Annotated in this window: 15 protein-coding genes and 1 tRNA gene; 15 read left to right on the top strand and 1 reads right to left on the bottom strand. The window is 58.3% G+C overall.

Translation table 11 applies throughout. The features are described from left to right. The first annotated feature begins 24 nt into the window (after positions 1–24). The 12 genes from R2601_RS18740 to R2601_RS18695 all read left to right on the top strand — a co-directional run bounded on the left by R2601_RS18740 (position 25) and on the right by R2601_RS18695 (position 9,893). Positions 25–222: a hypothetical protein gene (locus R2601_RS18740; RefSeq protein ID WP_007801202.1), complete on the top strand. Its 198-nt coding sequence runs from the start codon at positions 25–27 to the stop codon at positions 220–222. A 186-nt stretch (positions 223–408) separates the two neighbouring features. Further along, complete coding sequence (locus tag R2601_RS18735; protein ID WP_007801198.1) at positions 409–972, top strand: hypothetical protein; 564 nt, start codon at positions 409–411, stop codon at positions 970–972. 44 nt (positions 973–1,016) lie between these two features. Then, on the top strand, positions 1,017–1,772 hold the full coding sequence (gene sufC, locus R2601_RS18730) for a Fe-S cluster assembly ATPase SufC (protein ID WP_007801196.1): 756 nt from the start codon (positions 1,017–1,019) through the stop codon (positions 1,770–1,772). Then, positions 1,773–3,050 (top strand): SufB/SufD family protein, encoded by a 1,278-nt coding sequence (locus tag R2601_RS18725; RefSeq protein ID WP_007801194.1) that lies wholly within the window; start codon positions 1,773–1,775, stop codon positions 3,048–3,050. Continuing rightward, the gene (locus tag R2601_RS18720) at positions 3,050–3,538 is read left to right on the top strand and encodes a YIP1 family protein (protein WP_007801192.1); all 489 of its coding nucleotides are present in this window, start codon (positions 3,050–3,052) and stop codon (positions 3,536–3,538) included. Before R2601_RS18725 ends, R2601_RS18720 begins: the two co-directional genes overlap by 1 nt. Further along, positions 3,535–4,113 (top strand): YIP1 family protein, encoded by a 579-nt coding sequence (locus R2601_RS18715; protein WP_007801190.1) that lies wholly within the window; start codon positions 3,535–3,537, stop codon positions 4,111–4,113. Before R2601_RS18720 ends, R2601_RS18715 begins: the two co-directional genes overlap by 4 nt. After that, entirely contained in the window at positions 4,113–5,333 is a 1,221-nt protein-coding gene (locus R2601_RS18710; protein ID WP_007801188.1) for a cysteine desulfurase, read from the top strand. Before R2601_RS18715 ends, R2601_RS18710 begins: the two co-directional genes overlap by 1 nt. A 114-nt stretch (positions 5,334–5,447) precedes the next feature. Continuing rightward, on the top strand, positions 5,448–6,461 hold the full coding sequence (locus R2601_RS18705; protein ID WP_007801186.1) for a methyltransferase: 1,014 nt from the start codon (positions 5,448–5,450) through the stop codon (positions 6,459–6,461). 73 nt (positions 6,462–6,534) lie between these two features. Next, positions 6,535–6,611: transfer RNA gene (locus R2601_RS18700), tRNA-Arg, on the top strand. A 106-nt stretch (positions 6,612–6,717) separates the two neighbouring features. After that, a complete protein-coding gene (locus tag R2601_RS26130; RefSeq protein ID WP_007801185.1) occupies positions 6,718–7,743 on the top strand; it encodes a tyrosine-type recombinase/integrase in 1,026 nt (341 codons plus the stop codon). Beyond that, entirely contained in the window at positions 7,740–8,222 is a 483-nt protein-coding gene (locus R2601_RS26700) for a hypothetical protein (protein WP_144266931.1), read from the top strand. Before R2601_RS26130 ends, R2601_RS26700 begins: the two co-directional genes overlap by 4 nt. A gap of 468 nt (positions 8,223–8,690) precedes the next feature. Beyond that, on the top strand, positions 8,691–9,893 hold the full coding sequence (locus R2601_RS18695) for an IS256-like element ISPebe1 family transposase (protein WP_007792467.1): 1,203 nt from the start codon (positions 8,691–8,693) through the stop codon (positions 9,891–9,893). 648 nt (positions 9,894–10,541) lie between these two features. Here the strand turns inward: R2601_RS18695 and R2601_RS18690 are convergent. After that, positions 10,542–11,474, bottom strand: coding sequence for an IS5-like element ISRssp5 family transposase (locus R2601_RS18690; RefSeq protein WP_007801183.1), 933 nt, complete (start codon positions 11,472–11,474; stop codon positions 10,542–10,544). Positions 11,475–11,488: 14 nt separating this feature from the next. Here R2601_RS18690 and R2601_RS26695 point away from each other — a divergent pair, with 14 nt between their 5' ends. The 3 genes from R2601_RS26695 to R2601_RS26120 all read left to right on the top strand — a co-directional run. Continuing rightward, complete coding sequence (locus R2601_RS26695) at positions 11,489–12,871, top strand: hypothetical protein (protein WP_144266930.1); 1,383 nt, start codon at positions 11,489–11,491, stop codon at positions 12,869–12,871. Between the two features lie 994 nt (positions 12,872–13,865). Continuing rightward, positions 13,866–17,621, top strand: coding sequence for an RNA-directed DNA polymerase (locus tag R2601_RS26690; RefSeq protein WP_144266929.1), 3,756 nt, complete (start codon positions 13,866–13,868; stop codon positions 17,619–17,621). 676 nt (positions 17,622–18,297) lie between these two features. Beyond that, the coding region (locus tag R2601_RS26120; RefSeq protein WP_007801172.1) for a transposase at positions 18,298–18,471 on the top strand (174 nt) is incomplete at its 3' end.

The following is an 18,471-nucleotide window of genomic DNA, read 5'->3' as shown; positions in this document are numbered from 1 at the left end:
CCGCCCCCTCGGGAGAGACCGGACATGATCCAACAACTTGCCATCCAGTCGCTCGGCACCGGCATTGGCGTCTTCCTCGGCGTGCTGATCGGGCTTGGCATCCGCAAGCGCAAGGGCAAGACAGAGGGGCTGCTTGGCGGCTCGGTCCTGCTCACCGCAAGTGCGGCGGCGGGGCTCGCCATGCTTGTCATGATGACGATGAAGTACTTTACCGCCGTCTGAGGTTCGTCCCGTAAGGGGTTGGAGAGAAACGATGATCGTGACCACGACCAACAGCATCGAGGGCCATCGCATCACCGCCTTAAGGGGCGTGGTGGTCGGCAACTCGATGCTCATGGTCTCGGCCTCTGGCGCGGCGGTGCTGATCGGGTGACCGGAGCCGCGCCCATAACGCGCCCGGAGCTCACGATGCCCGAGGCCGAGTCCGCGCTGCTGCGCGAGACCTATGGCCGGGCCGGGGTGGTCCTCGAATACGGCACCGGCGGCTCGACCGTGGTGGCCTCAGAACTGCCGGGGCGCACCGTCTTCGCGGTCGAGAGTGACCGGGACTGGGCGCAGATGATGCGCGGCTGGTTCGATCAGAACCCGCCAGCCGAGGGCACCCAGGTCGACGTGATCTGGTCCGATATCGGTGCCACCAAAGAGTGGGGCCATCCGGTCGACGACGGCGAGTGGCGGCGCTGGTCACGCTATCCGCTCGAGGTCTGGGAGTTGCCCGAGTTCCGTCAGCCCGACGTGGTGCTGGTGGACGGGCGCTTTCGCGAGGGCTGCGCGCTGGCGGCGGCCTTCCTTGCCGAGAAACCGCTGACGCTGCTCTTCGACGATTACGCGCAGCGCAAGCAATACCACAAGGTCGAGGAGTTCCTCGGCCACCCCGAAATGACCGGCCGCATGGCCCGGTTCGAGATCACCCCGCAGCCGGTCCCGGCGAAGCGCCTGCTGCGGATCATGCAATTGACGATGCGGCCCTGAGGCCGGAAAGAGGAAGATCGGCCCGCGGCCGACAGGAGAAAAACATGCTGGAAATCAAAAACCTGCAAGTGAAACTTGAAGAAGAGGACAAGCAGATCCTCAAGGGCGTCGACCTCACCGTCGAGGCCGGCAAGGTGCACGCGATCATGGGCCCGAACGGCTCGGGCAAATCGACCCTGTCCTACGTGCTCTCGGGCAAGGACGGCTACGAGGTCACTGACGGGTCTGCCGAGCTGCTCGGCGAGGACCTGCTCGACATGGACGCCGAAGAGCGCGCCGCGGCAGGCCTGTTCCTGGCCTTCCAGTACCCGGTGGAGATCCCCGGCGTCGGCAACATGACCTTCCTGCGCACCGCGGTGAACAGCCAGCGCAAGGCGCGCGGCGAGGAAGAGATGAGCTCGACCGAGTTCCTCAAGGTCGTGCGCGAGAAGGCCAAGAGCCTCAAGATCGACGCCGAGATGCTGAAGCGCCCGGTCAATGTGGGCTTCTCCGGCGGTGAGAAGAAGCGCAACGAGATCCTGCAGATGGCGATGCTCGAGCCCAAGCTCTGCATCCTCGACGAGACCGACTCCGGCCTCGACGTGGACGCAATGAAACTGGTGGCCGATGGCGTCAACGCGCTGCGTGACGAAGGCCGTGGCTTCCTCGTGATCACCCACTACCAGCGCCTTCTCGACCACATCAAGCCGGACGTGGTGCACATCATGCACGATGGCCGCATCATCAAGACCGGCGGCCCCGAACTGGCCCTCGAGGTCGAGAACGAAGGCTATGCCCACCTGATCGAAGAGGAGGCGTAAATGGCTCTTCCGCAACCGAAACTGGACGCGACCGAGGCGCGCATCGCCGCGCTCGAGCTGCCCGAGGGCGGCTGGTCGGCCCCGGCGCGCAAGGACGCGCTGGCCCGTCTGCGCGCGATGGGTCTGCCCCACGCGCGTGACGAGTACTGGAAATACACCCGTCCCGAGACGCTGGTCAGCGCCGAGGCGCCCAAGGCCTCCGTGTTCGAGGCCGATGAGGCGCCGATCTTCGGTGAGCGCGACCGTCTGAAGATCGTCTTCGTGGACGGCGTGTTCGATGCCGAGGCCTCGGACGAGCTGGCGCTCGAGGGGGTCGAGATCGCCCGTCTTGCGGATGCGACCGACATCCACTGGGCCAAGGATCTCTACGGCACGCTGGAAGCCAACGGCCAGACCCCGGTGGAGCGCCCGCTGGCGGCGCTCAACACCGCCTTCGCCACCGACGGCATCCTGATGCGCGTCACTGGCAAGGTGTCGAAGCCGATCAACCTGATCTATCACCACAAGTCGGACAGCTCCGATGCGATCCTGCACCACGTGGTCAAGGTCGAGCAGGGCGGCGACGTCACCATCCTCGAGAACGGCCCGGCGGCGGCACGGTTCAACAAGGTGATGGAAGTGGACGTGGCGGACCGGTCGGGCTTCCACCACGTGCGCACGCAGGGCCGGGATGACGAGCGCCGCGCGGCGACGTACATCTTCGGCCGTCTGGGCACCGAGAGCACCTTCAAAACCTTCACCCTCACGGTGAACGGCGTGATGACCCGCAACGAGTGCGTGCTCGAGCTCAACGGCGACGATGCCGTGGCTCATGTCGCGGGCGCCTGCATGGGCGATGGCGATTTCCATCACGACGACACGGTGTTTATCACCCATGACGCGGTGAACTGTGAAAGCCGCCAGGTGTTCAAGAAGGTGCTGCGCAACGGCGCCACCGGCGTGTTCCAGGGCAAGATCCTCGTCAAGCCGGACGCCCAGAAGACCGACGGCTACCAGATCTCGCAGTCGCTCCTGCTCGACGATGACAGCCAGTTCCTCGCCAAGCCCGAGCTCGAGATCTACGCCGACGACGTGGCCTGCTCGCACGGCTCCACCTCCGGTGCGATCGACGAGGACGGCCTGTTCTACCTGCGCGCCCGCGGCCTGCCGCGCGGCATCGCCGAGGATCTGCTGACCATCGCCTTCATCGCGGAAGCGGTGCAGGAGGTCGAGGACGAGGGCCTGCAGGAAGAGATCGTCGAGCGCGTCGAAGCCTGGCTGCTGCGGCGCCGCGGCTGATGTCGCTCTCGCGCGAAATCCTGGCCACCTACCGGGGGCCGGGCAAGGTTGTCGCGCGGCTCCTCTCGCAGGGGCCGCGCGAAGACCGTGCGCTGATGCTCGTCATGGCGGCCTGCGCGTTGTTCTTCATCGCGCAGATGCCGGCCCTGTCGCGGCAGGCGCATTTGGAAGAAACGGAGCTGAATCCGCTTTTGGGTGGAGCGCTTCTTGCGTGGCTCGTGCTGGCGCCGCTGCTGTTCTACCTCGTCGCCTTCCTGAGCCACCTCGTCGCCAAGCTGTTCGGCGGCAAGGGCAGCGCCTATGGTGCGCGGCTGGCGCTGTTCTGGGCGCTTCTGGCGGCGACGCCACTGGTGCTTCTGAACGGGCTCGTGGCCGGGCTGATGGGGCCGGGGCTCGAGCTCACGCTGGTGGGGCTGGTCTGGTTCGCGGTGTTCCTGTGGTTCTGGCTCTCGGGCCTCGCCGCGGCGCAGAAGGCGGCGCCCGCATGAGCCCGGTCGCGTTTGTCCGACTGGCGTGGCAGACCGTCACCGCCCCGCGCGAGGTGGCGCAGCTGCTCATCGCAGCAAGGCTCAGCCACGAGGCCATCCTGACCGCAATGGCGCTGGTCGTGGCACTCAACGCGCTGGTCATGGGCATCCTGCAGGTCTCGATGGGCGCCGGCGCGCTGCCCTTCGTGATGAGCCCGGTGCTCTTCGGCGCGCTGCTCGCGGCGATGCTGGTGGTGTCGGTCATGGTGCTGACCGGCGTCGGTCGGATGCTGGGCGGGACCGCCCGGGCCGAGGATCTGGCCGTTCTGCTGGCCTGGCTGCAGGCGGTGCGCATTCTCTGGCAGGTCATCGTCGCCGTCGCGGCGCTTCTGACCCCGGCGCTGGCCTCGATCCTCGCGGTGCTTGGCTTCCTCGCCGGCATCTACATTTTCCTGAATTTTCTCGACGTGGCTCATGGCTTCGGAAACCTGCTGCGGGCGCTCGCCGTGCTCGTGATCGGCGGGCTTGTCCTTGTCATGGCGATGAGCCTGCTCGTATCCCTGATGGGCATAAGCCCCAACGCGATGGCGATCTGATGTATGACGTGACCGAAATCCGCAAAGACTTCCCGATCCTCTCCCGGGAGGTGAACGGCAAGCCGCTGGTCTATCTCGACAACGGCGCCTCGGCGCAGAAGCCGCAGGTGGTGATCGACGCGGTGACCCGCGGCTATGCCGAGGAATACGCCAACGTCCATCGCGGCCTGCACTACCTGTCGAACCTCGCCACCGAGAAATACGAGGGCACGCGCGGCATCATCGCCCGCTTCCTCGGCGCCAAGGACGAGGAGGAGGTGGTGTTCACCTCCGGCACCACCGAGGGCATCAACCTCGTGGCCTATGGCTGGGCCATGCCGCGCTTTGAGCCCGGCGACGAGATCGTGCTGTCGGTGATGGAGCACCACGCCAATATCGTGCCGTGGCACTTCCTGCGCGAGCGGCAGGGCGTGGTGATCAAGTGGGTCGATGTCGACGAGACCGGCGCGCTCGATCCGCAGAAGGTGATCGACGCCATCGGCCCGAAGACCAAGCTCGTTGCGATCACCCAGCTGTCGAACGTGCTGGGCACCGTGGTCGACGTGAAGACGATCTGTTCCGCGGCCCGCGAGCGGGGTGTAGCGGTGCTGGTCGACGGCTCGCAGGGCGCCGTGCACATGCCGGTGAATGTCGAAGAGCTCGGCTGCGACTTCTACGCCATCACCGGCCATAAGCTCTACGGTCCCTCGGGCTCGGGCGCGATCTGGATCCGCAAGGAGCGGATGGCCGAGATGCAGCCGTTCATGGGGGGCGGCGACATGATCCGGGAAGTCCACAAGGACGTCGTGACCTATGCCGACCCGCCGATGAAGTTTGAGGCCGGCACGCCCGGCATCGTGCAGCAGATCGGCCTTGGCGTCGCGCTCGAGTACATGATGGACCTCGGGATGGAGAACGTCGCGGCCCACGAGGCGCGCATCGCGGCTTATGCGATGGAGCGGCTCGCCGGTCTCAACTGGCTGCAGGTGCAGGGTCACGCGCCCGGGAAGGCGGCCATCTTCTCGTTCACGCTCGACGGTGCGGCGCACGCGCATGACATCTCGACCATTCTCGACAAGAAGGGCGTCGCGGTGCGCGCCGGCCATCACTGCGCCGGTCCGCTGATGGATCACCTTGGCGTCTCGGCCACCTGCCGCGCCTCGTTTGCGCTCTACAACACCGAGGCCGAGGTCGACACGCTGATCGACGCGCTGGAACTGGCGCACGAGCTTTTTGCCTGAGACGTGACGTTTCCGGTCCGAAACCGACGTGATATGTCGGTTTCGGGCAATCCTTCTGGACACGCCGCGCCCCCCTGATAGCCTCGCCGCACCATCGACAAGCGGGAGAGATGCATGGGGCCGGTCACGGACGCCGACGAGATTTCGCGAATTGCCTTCGGGTTCATGGGGTCACAGGCGCTGTTCACTGCGCTGGATCATGGCCTCTTTACCGTGCTCGCCGAGGGCGCGCTTGATGCAGAGGCGCTGGCAGACCGCACCGGCCTGCATCGCGATCGCGCCGAGACGCTGCTGACCGCGCTGGCAGGGCTGGGGCTGGTGACGGTCTCGGACGGGCGCTTTGCGAATTCACCGGCCGCCGAGGCCTTTCTGGTGAAGGGCGCGAAATACGATTTCGGCGATTACCTGCGGCTTCAGGTCGGCAAGCAGATGTACGGGCTCATGGGCCAGCTCGGTGACGCAGTCTCGGGGGCGCTGGGTGAGGGGGCCACGGCCTCCTACGAGCAATGGTTCTCCGACCCAGAGCAGGCGCGGCTCTATTCCGAGAGCCAGCATGCGGGCTCGCTCGGCCCGGCGCGCCAGCTCGCCAAGCGCATCGACCTGTCGGGGGCGCGCCAGCTGCTCGACGTGGGCGGCGGAACTGGCGCCTTCGCGATCACGCTGTGCAAGGCCTTCCCGGAGCTCTCGGCCACCATCGTCGATTTCCCCAATGTCGCGGCGCTCGGCCGCCGCCATGTCGCCGAGGCAGGTTTGTCGGACCGGATCGCGTATGTCGAGGGGAACGCGCTCGAAACCGACTGGCCGGGCGGGCAGGACGTGGTGCTGATGTCCTACCTGTTCTCCGGCGTGCCTGGATCGGCGCATGAGGGGCTGCTCCGCGCCGCCCATGATCGGCTGATGCCGGGCGGACGGCTGTTGATCCACGATTTCGTGGTCCATGCCGACCGCAGCGGCCCGCCGCTGGCGGCGCTCTGGCAGCTCCAGCACACCGCCTTCACGCCCGAGGCGCGCTCGGTCGATGCCGAAGGGCTGGCGAGGGATCTGTGGGCGGCGGGCTTTGCCGAGGTGACGGTCTCCGAGATGATCCCGCAGATGACGATGCTGGCCGAAGCGCGCCGACCGGAGTGAGTGCAGGAAAGCGGCGCGGAACGGGAATTCCCGATTGCGGGCCGCTTTGCTTTGCACTATCACCCCGGCGCAGGCACCCGTAGCTCAGCTGGATAGAGCGCTGCCCTCCGAAGGCAGAGGCCATAGGTTCGAATCCTATCGGGTGCGCCATACTTATTCCTCTATTTGCAAGCGGTTTGCGCTTAGAGAGGAACGCGGCGAAAAACCACTGAAAAGCAACTTGGCACACTCTGGGCACACCAAGAGGAGCTAAGACATGGCTGCCATCAGAAATCGCAATGGTAAGTGGCATGCGCAGGTCCGTATCAAGGGGCATGCATCGCAAACCAAGTCCTTTACGACCAAGCGCGATGCCGAACGCTGGGCCAAGCAGACAGAAGCAGAACTTCAGGCCTCGGCACTAAGGATTGACATACGTGTTCTGGACCGGGTCACCGTACGCGACCTCTTGGAGCGCTACCGAAGAGAAGTAACAGCTACCAAACGTGGCGCTGCATCTGAGAGCAAGCGGATCGATGGTTTTCTTCGGCAGACATGGGTTGACCGAACTCTCTCGAAGGTGACGCCACAGGTCTTCAGTCGCTACAGAGACGAACGCCTCCGCACTGTAAGGCCGGGTACCGTTATTCGCGACTTGGGATTGCTCAGATCGATCTTTGAGGTTGCGCGGCTAGAGTGGGATGTGCCGCTGCAGAATAATCCGCTTGCGAACGTGCGCAAACCAAAAGCGCCTGATCCGAGGGAGCGGCGCCTACGCCCCGGCGAGCTTGATCTTCTGCTGACAGCCTGTCAGTCCTATAGAAACGACTGGCTTCGTGCCGGGATCGTGCTCGCAATCGAAACGGGGATGCGCCGAGGGGAAATACTTTCGATAAGGTGGTGTGATGTTTCAATGGATACATCCACTTTGACGATCCGAGAGACAAAGAACGGCCATGCTAGGCGTATCCCACTGACCGCCGTTGCAGTTGATGTGTTGCGAGATATGTTGGAAGTCTGTGATGACAGTTCGGTTAGAATATTCCCTGTTTCAGCGAACGCATTTAGGCAATGCTGGCAGCGCTGTAAGGGCAAAGTAGCCGAAGACTATAAGCAAATTGAGAGCCTACGTTTTCATGATCTTCGGCATGAAGCAGTCAGCCGCTTCTTTGAGATGGGTTTGTCGGTCCCCGAAGTTGCACTTATAAGTGGGCACCGAGACCCGAGAATGCTGTTCCGATATACTCACCTACGTGCAGAAAATATTGTTTTGAAGTTCAATAAGGCAGGCTCTGCGGCATGAAAGGTCTATTGTTTGCTGTGGCGGTTTTGGCTTCTTTGCAGCCCAGAATGGCACGCGCTCAGCACATCGAATTAACTTGCGAGATGCACAAGGCTTATTCTGGCGCAGGATTGGATCGTCTCTCCAGTAAGGAATCTAACGGGCATTCGTGGCGTGTTATTCGGGTTGACGGGAGTTATGAAGTCCAAATGCGTACTGCGAACGGCGAGTGGGCGATGTCCGTCGGTCCATACTTCTTAGTAGAGCCAGACGGATTTATGGTCTTTTCTCACACACCGAAGGTTCCACTTCTGGACCATATGTCGATCTTCACTATCCACCTTGAAACCGGAGTTGCGTCGATGGTTACACATCAGCGCTACTACTCTTCAGGTCCATATTTTGTGCCGCGTGGTACGGAGACGTATGAAGCAGCAGTGATCAGTGGAAAGTGCTTTCGGAAAACCGAGAAGGACAGCAGCGAGGATAGAGTTGAGTAAGCATCCTTCTAAGTAAGTATCTGTGGCTTAGGGTTCAGTTATCGGTGCTCACTCTGTGTTTTGCCTGATCACAGTCCGTCAAAAGGTACTTCCGGAACGGGAAGTGTGCTTCTAAATTTCTATTTAAAAACAAATGGATGCTGGAAACTCCTTCCATCCTCCTGACGAACTGCTCACATATAGACAAGAACGGAGCGCCACGAAATGGCACACCTGAAGTCATCGGCGCAATTTCCTAAAAGATACCCATAGAAAAATACGCCGTTTTACATTTGAAATCACCTGACCCGCCTCACGGCGGGTTTTCTTTTGTGGAGAGAAACTTGAACTATGAACAGATATTCCATGCGGCCTGCCAAACTCAGAGCGCATGGTGAGGTCCCAGGTCGTGGTGTAGCTTTCGGTGGCCATCGGGTTTCTCGGTAGGGTCGGGTTGCTGACACCAACCTGAACCGAGGGATGCCCCCGATGACCAAACCCATGATGGACCTGCGTGCGCTGGTAGAGAAGAGCGCCGATGCCGACCTGCTTCGCGAGATGATCGGCTTTGCTGCCGAACGGCTGATGGAGTTGGAGGTCGGCGCCAAGACCGGTGCTGACTATGGTGAGAAGACCAGCGAGCGCCTGGCGCAGCGCAACGGGTATCGCGATCGGGACTGGCAGACCCGGGCCGGCAGCGTCGAACTGCGCATCCCGCGCCTGCGCACCGGCTCCTATTTCCCCTCGTTCCTCGAGCCGCGGCGCTCTGTTGAGAAGGCCCTGACGGCCGTGATCCAGGAGGCCTATGTCCACGGCGTCTCAACGCGATCGATGGACGACCTGGTGCAGGCCATGGGTGGCACCGGGGTGTCGAAGAGCCAGGTCAGCCGACTGTGCGAGGAGATCGACGAGCGCGTGGATGCCTTTCTGACACGGCCGATCGAGGGCGAATGGCCCTACCTCTGGATCGATGCCACCTATCTCAAGGTGCGCCAGGGCGGCCGGATCGTATCGGTTGCGGTCACGCTCGCGGTGGGCGTCAACACCGACGGCAGGCGCGAAGTGCTGGGCATGGCGATCGGGGCCTCCGAGGCCGAACCCTTTTGGACCGAGTTCCTGCGTGATCTCGTCCGCCGTGGCCTCAGCGGCGTGAAGCTTGTGATCAGCGATGCGCATGAGGGCATCAAGGCCGCCACCGCCCGGGTCCTGTCCACGACCTGGCAGCGCTGCCGCGTCCACTTCCAGCGCAATGCGCTCGCCCATGCCGGCAAGAACAGCCGCCGGGTGGTCTCGGCATTCATCGCCACGGCCTTTGCCCAGCCCGACCACGCGGCGGCGAAGGCCCAGTGGCGTCTCGTGGCGGACCAGATGCGCGGCAAGCTCCCCAAGCTGGCCACGCTCATGGACACGGCCGAGGAGGACGTCCTGGCCTATATGACCTTCCCGGCCCAGCATCGCACCAAGCTGCACAGCACCAATCCGATCGAGCGGCTGAACGGCGAGATCAAGCGACGCACGGACGTCGTCGGCATCTTTCCGAACGAGGCTTCGATCCGGCGCCTCGTCGGCGCGATCCTCATGGAGCAGACCGAGGAATGGACAGTCCAGCGCGCCAGATACATGACGCTGGAAACGCTCGCGCCCGTCTGCGATGATCTCGGTGTCAGTCTGCCTGCAGCGCAGAGCGACTGACCAGCTCGGCCCGCTCGAAAGCGCGAGGCCCATGAGGAGCTACACCACTTCCCGGGACATCATCGAGCGCAGTTTGCGGAAAGCCAACCCCCTTTGGCATGAAGTCCAATCGAGCACTCTTCGATGCTGCCTTGAGCACTGTGAAACAAGCAGATTCGGATCGTAAAAACTCTGTCCCGAAGCTGGTTTGTTCTGAGACTGGGAGTGGAAAGACAACCTTCTGCACTGCGCTTATCGCTACTTGGACCATCTACGCGAAGAATTACTCAGCGGCCTATGTCGTCGCCACTATAAATGAAGCGCAAAAGGTATATGATCTTATTTCGCCTTTGCTCCCGGACGGCGAGCTTTCAATCTATACTTCGGCTCATGCTAGCATAGAGGCCGCGCAAAGGATTGGAGACAGAGTGGAGGAACATGTGAACACCAACGGTCCAAGCCAGAAGGCAGCTCTAAGGAAGTGTAGGGTCGTTATCTGCACACATGAACTTTACTTTAGTGAAGCTGATACAGAATGTGATTATGGAATTCGAAAATATGATGGTTCGCCGCGTACTCATGTGTTTCTAGATGAGTTCCCGGACACATTGCATAGGCGTTGTTGGACAAATCAGCTGGTGACCGCAGTCCCCCTTTCCCCAGACACACCTATCCTGCGGCCACGGTCATCGGGATGCCGAGAGCCGTGAAGCGGTTCATGACCGCCGCGCGGATCTGGACCTCTGCCACTTGGCGGTCGAAGTCCCGTGACATCAGCCGCTGGCCGAGCTGCTTCACGCAGTTCATTTTCGTTTCGACCCGGCTGCGGCGGTGGTACCCGCTCCAATTCCGCCAGAGCGCCCTGCCCAGGTGCTTTGACGCCCGCAGGATTTCGTTGCGCGCCCGGGCTCCGGCAGTGTCCGGCTCCCATGGCCTCGCGGTCCGCCTCGGCGGAATGACCGCTGCCGCGTCACGGGCGGCGATGGCATCGTGGCAGGCGCGCGTGTCGTAGGCGCCGTCGGCCGTCACCGTGGCGATCTCCTCCTCCGCCGGAATCTGGGCGAGCAGATCTGGCAGCATCGGCGCATCGCCGACATTGCTGGACGTGACCTCGATGGCCCGGATCTCCAATGTTTGCTCGTCGATCCCGAGGTGGATCTTGCGCCACACACGCCGTTTCGAGCCGCCATGCTTGCGCGTGTGCCACTCGCCTTCGCCCTCCACCTTGATGCCGGTGCTGTCTACTAGCAGGTGAAGCGCCCCCTTGGAGCCGCGATACGGGATGCTGACGTCCAAGGTCTTCTGACGACGTAACAGCGTGCTGAAGTCAGGAACGGACCACCCCAGCCCGGACAGTTCCAGCAGGCTCGCCACGAACCCCGTCGTCTGGCGGAGCGGCAGCCCGAGGAGGACCTTGAGGGTGAGACAGGCCTGGATTGCGGCGTCGCTATAGGTTTGCTGGCGACCGCGCCGCCCGGACGGCGCCGCTTTCCATTGCATCAAGGGATCGAACCAGACGGTCAGCGATCCGCGCCGCCTCAGCGCCTGATTGTAGCTGCGCCAGTTGGTGGTCTTGTAGGTCGGCTTCGGAGGTCTGCTCATGCTGCCCGGCTAGCATGCTGGATTCACGAGATGAATCCCCTAGATTTGCGCAACAACGCCCATTGCATATATCAGAGATTTCACCGTCGGATGTCGACGAACTCGCCGATCAGCTTGAGCGCTTTCCCAATTATCAGACTGCATCGAAAGTGATCCGTGAGGCGGCTAGAGCATTTAGAGCGCAGTGCGGTGCGAAACGCTCAAGCTTTTCAGTTCCAGATTTAGTCGCTCCGGGAGATTTATCCCTTCTGAAGGCTGTCGATCTAACTCGTCTGAACGACGTCGATAATCTGCATAATTTGGAAAATACAATGAATGGTGTCATTTCTAGCGCAAATGGAGGGGCGTTTCTTTCACGCGCCAAAGCACGCCGTTCGGGAGAAGCGAATGGCCAGAAAAACTTAGTGACCTTTCATAATCGGTTTCAAAGTCACCCTGGTCTCGTCATCCTAGATGCAACGGCCGGATATTCACCTTTGGTTCAAGCGGGGAAGCCATTTCAACGATATAGCGGCGGGACAGTTTCATATCGGAATCTGGATCCTTTCCATATCAATCAGCCGCCTGAATTTAAACTTGCGTCCAGCCGGTCGGCATCTTCCGATACCATACGAGGGTATGCTTCTTGGGTAAAGCGCACCGTCAGAGCGGAGTCAACAATAGATGAAAGTGTTTTGATTGTGGTGCCAAAGAGGGTCCGTGACTATTTGGATGCGATGAATCCGATACCGGGCCGAAAGGTCAAAGTGGCGAATTGGGGTATGGGTGTAGGTTCAAACGAATACCGAGGCTGTAGCGTCATTTTCTTGTTCGCAGAATTTCACCAGCCTCGGCATATCTACCTCGCTCGGAGCCTTGCAGCACGAGGGCTTACAGTGTCTCATGACGAATTGTCCCAAGCAAATGGAAGTCATTGCACAGGCGCGGTTTCTGATGTGTCCAAAGCACATAGATTGCGGCATTTTAAGCAGATGGCCAGCCGTGGAAGCGTACGCCTGATCGATGAACGTGGATTTGCGAATTCAATGCGTCTTTATACCACGATGGATCGAGGGCTTTTTACGGAAAGTTACGACTCAATATTTCCCGGAGCAGCTGCTCCTTCATACATCGACGACCATTCAAGTTCTCAGAATACCAAGGGTAAAAGACTCTTTGGCCTGTTGGCTTCAGCTATGGCTGGAAAGCGGCCGATAACGTTAAATGCGTCGGATGTTGAGAGCGAAACCGAAATTGCGAGCAAAGACTTGAAGCGTGTATTCGGGTCGAAACAGTGCAAGCCGCTTCATACACGAGGGTGGCGCTTTGTTCCTGGCTGCGGGCGTACGGCCAAACCTGTGCTCCGCTATGAACCTGTTACGGCTGATGTGAAGGGATTCAGATGTGTGATCCTCTGAGCACAAAATCAAAATCTATTACCCGTGAAGAGGCCGCCCAGTGCGGCCTTTCGCGTTTCAATACGGGAAAGCCCTGCAAGTCTGGGCATTTTGCGGAGCGCTATGTCAGTAACGGGCAGTGCATTCAATGCAATGCAGAGAAGGCACGGGAACGGGAGCGGCGGAGGTCCGCGGCTGATCCATCATTCAGAATGTATCGATCCGTGCAGCGAAGGTCGGGGCAGGTGTTGCGTGGGAGGGTAAGTCCTGTCGAAGCGCTGGGTTGCGATCGTAGAAGATTGAAGCAATACATCACTGCTCAATTTAGCGAGGGGATGGCCTGGCCGAGATACGGTCAATGGGAAATCGATCATGTCATACCGTTGTCGGCAGCGAGCACCGTCGAAGACTTGGCGAAGCTTTGTCACTACACGAATCTGCAGCCCTTGTGGAAGCGGGATAACCAGATGAAGGGCGGGGCCTAAGCCTCGCCCTTGTTTTCGGTATCTGTTTGTTTTCTATGTATTAAAACGCGCACTACGAAGCGGCGGGAAGGTGGGTGGCACTCAATTTCCAGATTGTGTGGCCGTTCTCAGGATAGCAAGCATTAATCTTTTCCTGGCGCGTGCCATCTAAAAATGCGACCCAGAGTTGCGCGACGGGCGGAGAGACGCCGTTCGCTGCGTCCAGGATGAACAGCAGCGAAGCACAGGTAGCCGACATAGCGAAGGTACGACCAGTGGTCGCCCTTCATGACGTGACTTGGACAATGCTGCCATCCGACCTGCCGAGCGCGATGTCTGCTTTAGAGAATGTGAATGTACTGCACTAGAAGGCATCACTGAACATAAGCGCATTGCCGCAGCAGCGGCCAGCCAAGCAGAAACGCCACATCGACAGCTTGGCGCAATAAACTGGCAACACTAGGCAGCTCCTAGATTCGGGCGCGTTGCCAACCTGTAAAGCACACGATATTCTATTTTGCTAATACTTCCATGCGAAAACAGGTGTAAAATTGATCGAAAAACTCGCATTGAGTCTTGACGAATTGGCGCGTGAAGAAGTCCTAGTGCAAGCATGGAAGAAAGCTTCCGCACATATCCGATATCACAATTGGTTCTCTGATACACTCGAATTAGACTTGACGGCAGTAAATCTCCAGACTTTCATCTCAAACCTTTCAATGAAAATCCGATCGGGAAACGCATCATCCAGTGATCCCTTGAGGATGGTGCCAGCTCCAAAGAGCCAAGAGTGGGGCGTCTTTGGAAATGGGAAATGGGCCCCGATGGAGGCATCAGGGGCATCCGCTCGCTTGCGGCCATTAGCCCACGTTTCGATCGAAGATCAGGTGGTAACGACGGCATTGATGCTACTGCTGGCGGATCGCGTGGAGACTGCACAGGGTGATCCAAGAAACCCCATCACGGATTTACCGGTCGATCGAGTGGTTTCATACGGGAATCGGCTATTTTGTGACAGAGAGGGTAGCGAGCTAAGGCATCGCTGGGGATCTGCAAAGTTATATAGAGGTTACTTCCAGGATTATCGATCATTTCTAGAACGTCCTGACGCCATAGCTGAAGCCCTTCCTCAATCCGACTCGAAAGTTGTCATTCTGCAGTCAGATCTCAGACAGTTCTATGATCGAGTGGCTCCAGAGCTGCTCCATAGCTCGCTTAGAAAATTTCAGAAAAACATATCTGAGATGGAGTTCTTTGATTTCGCTTGTGGTTATCTAGATTGGCGCTGGCATAAAGATGATAATGATCTAGTAAGTGAATACAAAAGACAGGCTTCTCTCGATAGTTTTGATAGAGTGTGCCTTCCGCAGGGCCTTGTGGCGTCGGGATTTTTGGCAAATACCGTACTTCTCAGTTTCGATGAAGCAATGGTGGGGTCGATAAATACCTACATAATGCCTGGAGTAAAATTGATGGACTGCGCTAGGTATGTTGATGACATACGCCTAGTTCTAATTGTCGAAAACGAAACGGGCATCGATAAAGTAGAGGGGGAGCTTTCCAGATGGTTAAATGATCTCTTGAACGACGCAGCGCCCGGCCTTACAACCTCAAGGGAGAAAACTGTTGCCGCGGTATTCCGTGGCGAAGAACGGCCTGTCGTTAGGCAGAGCCAAAAGATGCGCAGAATTCAGTCCGCTGTCTCTGGAGGTTTTGATGCCACAGGAGGTAGCGAAATACTATCATCAATACTTGGACTAATCGGTGCTCAGAAAAGACTCGGTGCTAGGGAATCTGCGACTTCCAGCCTAGAGTTCTTGCCCGTCCCTGACGTGAAGGACGAAACGGTCGATCGCTTCGCCGCCGCGAGGTTTCGAAGCACATACCGCTCTTTGCGTCCGTTGCTTTACTTTGAGAGCAACCAAGACGATGTGGATTTGGCAACTTCGCGGTTCGGCTCCGACTTGACGAGGCAAGAGCTGGATGAAGAAGCAAGAGCCTTTGCGTATGAAATGGTTTCAAAGTGGATCCAAGATCCATCTAATGTGCGGTTGCTACGAATTGGGTTAGATGTTTGGCCCGAATTCCATCTGCTGAGGCGAATTCTCGACCTGCTAATGGGGGCGATCAATGATCACGAGCCTAACTCTCTGGAGGTGCTTGTTTCTTCGTACTGCCTAGCGGAAGTCTTCCGCGCAGGAGCTGTTGAGACAGCTTTTGTCGATGATGATGAGAAGCTTCCATCGCGGCTTGATATCAATAAATTCAGAAGCGAACTGTACGGGCGAGCCAGCGCCTTGCTTCAAGGCAGTTCAATTGCGCTACCCTGGTACCTAGTGCAGCAAGCGCACCTTCTCTTGGCCACAAGTGGAGACCCGATAGTACTCGCAGAGCCAGCTGTCGTCGGCAGACATTACGGCAAACTTCAGAATTTTCTTTCGGGAAATTTTGAAAACCTTACAGATGAAGAATTCGCCACATACTCTGTTCTGACCAGAAGATCGTTTCGGAGCATCGAACAGACACGATCGATAGTATCAACAAACATTACTGCGGCAAGGGCGAATAAAATCGCCAGATTGGATCCCGACTTCGGTGCGGAGATGGCGGAATTTGATCCCTCGATGCTTGAAATGTTCTATGGCGCTTCAAAATCCAGCTTGAGCTATAAGAAATCTAGAGGCCGGAAGCGTGAACTACAGCTGGCCGACCTGGTCCTATCTAAGGAAACTAGGGAGATACTCCGAAACGAATACTCTTTGATCAGTTTTGCCTCTGCTTTTCTCGTGGAACTTTCAGAATGCAAAGTTCACGACTATATTTCACCATCGGATGTGTACGTTTCGTTGTCTGAAAGCGATACGAGAAGGCATACGGTGGATTCGGTGCGAATAGAGAGTTCCGGGAAAGGCTCTGGGTCTTTGTATTCACCCCCGGACTGGTGCCACGACGACGAGAAATGGCGTTTTCAGCTAGGCTACCTGCTAAGGTTTATTTTAACGGCGCGCCGGGATTTCACTAAGCCTGTCAAGACTTCATACTGGAAAGAATCCGATACCATCTACCGCCCCGCTACGAGTCATTGGTACCAAAGGTTCTACGGCCTCTACAGCGGACACTCCGCCTTTGGTGACGATTGGTTGCCTATTTCTGATTGGACGGAGAACTTGCTGTTTGAACTACTAAAGTGGCCCGGCTGCCCGGAAGTAGAAGGAAGATTCGATCTTAGTAACTCATCTGACCACCTGCTTCGATCGCTTAGGGAAAGGTCGGCCCTACTTGAAGGCTTTCACGGTAAAAGTGTCGATGTTCTGCCTATTAATCTTCCACGTTCATATTCCGGGAATTCCACGCAGCCAATTCGTGCTTGTGTTGTGCAAACAGTGATCCCCGGAGAAAAAGAAGATTTTCAGAAATCTGATCTCACAATGTCTGATAAGAGCATACGCGTTCGCCATCGAAGACATCTCTCGGCAGCTCTATCGGCAGTCATTAAGTCTTTGGAATTGCGAGAAACGCACAAGGACCAGAATGGTCGATTGGATCTCCTTATCCTACCGGAGCTAGCGGTTCACCCTGCAGACGTTGGTACTCATATTGTCCCCTTCATGCGTAAGTATCGCACTACGGTGGTTACAGGTTTGACATATGATGAAGTCGAGAAGGGCAAACCTCTTGTTAATAGCGCACTTTGGATTCTTCCGATGCAAGACGCCACCGGTGGATTTCGCGTTCAAATCAGACGGCAGGGTAAAGGAAATCTGGCACCTGAAGAGAGCAAGCTTAATAGTCCAGTTACTTTGATACGCCCATTCCGGCCATGTCAGTGGCTAGTCGGCTACCAATGGACCAATGAACCTGGGCATGATCCCCTGTGGCTAACCGCGTCGATCTGCTACGACGCTACCGATCTGAGTCTGGCAGCTGATTTGAGAGATCATTCTGACGTCTACTTGATACCTGCGCTGAACAAGGACGTGGGTACATTCGATCAAATGGCGCAGGCGCTTCATTACCATATGTTTCAGATGGTCCTTGTTGCAAACAATGGGTTGTACGGAGGAAGCAACGCATATGCTCCGTTTACGAAGCCTTACAAGCGACAAATTTTCCACATGCATGGCCAACCTCAAGCGTCGATTGCATTTCTCGAGATTGATCGCATCGCGGATTTCAAGAGCCGGCATATTCAGGATTCCCAAGACGGTGGCGACGACCAAAAAACTGTTCCGAAGAGCACTTCGAAGCCTTTCAAATCCCCTCCCGCCCACTCAGTTATGCCGCAAAAGAAGTGGACGGATTACTAGAATGACGTCAGTTGAGGGTGTACGTCAAACGTTCTCTGGTTTGGTTCTACTCAGTTCAAGCGTAGGACAGCAAAATCAATACCTATGGTGTCCGGAGTTTTTGTTCCGAACATTAAATCGCACCGAAGGAACATAAAACAGTTTCTCAAAACCGTCCTTCCCCGCGTTTCCCATTTGGCCGAGCGCGCCTGTGAAGTGAGGCGCCCTTGCTCGACAGGGTGCGTCCGCTGCCTGCGCTCTCCCGACCTTCGATCGTTCAAAATGCTGCGGCCAGGAGGAATGGCCGCTTCTGTGACACTGCGGTGGGGCGTCTTGGCAGTGGGCCAAGGTCAGCTCTGGGCCGTCCACGCCCTGCGGCAGGCTCACCTGAGCGAGGAGCCTGCCGCGCTGCCGCATGGCCGCTTGGAGCCCTTCTTGCAGATTTTCTGCATCGCAGCAAATGGCAGATTCCTAGCGGTGTGAAGTGTCGGGCCAAAACTATCATGAAAAATGTTGATCGCGTCCAGTCGGCTATAATTTCGGTGGACCTAAAAGTCACTGAAGTCTAAGTTGACCAACGGTCGCGCCAAGGGGATACTGTTTGCTTCGGCATATTCAATAACTGAGACCGCGAACCGGCGTTGTTGCGCAAATCTAGGGGATTCATCTCGTGAATCCAGCATGCTAGCCGGGCAGCATGAGCAGACCTCCGAAGCCGACCTACAAGACCACCAACTGGCGCAGCTACAATCAGGCGCTGAGGCGGCGCGGATCGCTGACCGTCTGGTTCGATCCCTTGATGCAATGGAAAGCGGCGCCGTCCGGGCGGCGCGGTCGCCAGCAAACCTATAGCGACGCCGCAATCCAGGCC

The sequence above is a fragment of the Salipiger bermudensis HTCC2601 genome (assembly GCF_000153725.1).
In the GTDB taxonomy this organism is placed as follows: domain Bacteria; phylum Pseudomonadota; class Alphaproteobacteria; order Rhodobacterales; family Rhodobacteraceae; genus Salipiger; species Salipiger bermudensis.
This window is presented reverse-complemented; position numbering and strand designations above follow the sequence as displayed.

What these genes read in the sequence shown, in the direction of transcription:
- sufC (WP_007801196.1), top strand. Translation starts at nt 1,017, where the DNA reads ATGCTGGAAATCAAAAACCTGCAAGTGAAACTTGAAGAAGAGGACAAG.
- R2601_RS18735 (WP_007801198.1), top strand. Translation starts at nt 409, where the DNA reads ATGCCCGAGGCCGAGTCCGCGCTGCTGCGCGAGACCTATGGCCGGGCC.
- R2601_RS18705 (WP_007801186.1), top strand. Translation starts at nt 5,448, where the DNA reads ATGGGGCCGGTCACGGACGCCGACGAGATTTCGCGAATTGCCTTCGGG.
- R2601_RS18690 (WP_007801183.1), bottom strand. Translation starts at nt 11,474, where the DNA reads ATGAGCAGACCTCCGAAGCCGACCTACAAGACCACCAACTGGCGCAGC.
- R2601_RS18695 (WP_007792467.1), top strand. Translation starts at nt 8,691, where the DNA reads ATGACCAAACCCATGATGGACCTGCGTGCGCTGGTAGAGAAGAGCGCC.
- R2601_RS18720 (WP_007801192.1), top strand. Translation starts at nt 3,050, where the DNA reads ATGTCGCTCTCGCGCGAAATCCTGGCCACCTACCGGGGGCCGGGCAAG.
- R2601_RS18710 (WP_007801188.1), top strand. Translation starts at nt 4,113, where the DNA reads ATGTATGACGTGACCGAAATCCGCAAAGACTTCCCGATCCTCTCCCGG.
- R2601_RS26130 (WP_007801185.1), top strand. Translation starts at nt 6,718, where the DNA reads ATGGCTGCCATCAGAAATCGCAATGGTAAGTGGCATGCGCAGGTCCGT.
- R2601_RS26700 (WP_144266931.1), top strand. Translation starts at nt 7,740, where the DNA reads ATGAAAGGTCTATTGTTTGCTGTGGCGGTTTTGGCTTCTTTGCAGCCC.
- R2601_RS18740 (WP_007801202.1), top strand. Translation starts at nt 25, where the DNA reads ATGATCCAACAACTTGCCATCCAGTCGCTCGGCACCGGCATTGGCGTC.
- R2601_RS26695 (WP_144266930.1), top strand. Translation starts at nt 11,489, where the DNA reads ATGCTGGATTCACGAGATGAATCCCCTAGATTTGCGCAACAACGCCCA.
- R2601_RS18715 (WP_007801190.1), top strand. Translation starts at nt 3,535, where the DNA reads ATGAGCCCGGTCGCGTTTGTCCGACTGGCGTGGCAGACCGTCACCGCC.
- R2601_RS18725 (WP_007801194.1), top strand. Translation starts at nt 1,773, where the DNA reads ATGGCTCTTCCGCAACCGAAACTGGACGCGACCGAGGCGCGCATCGCC.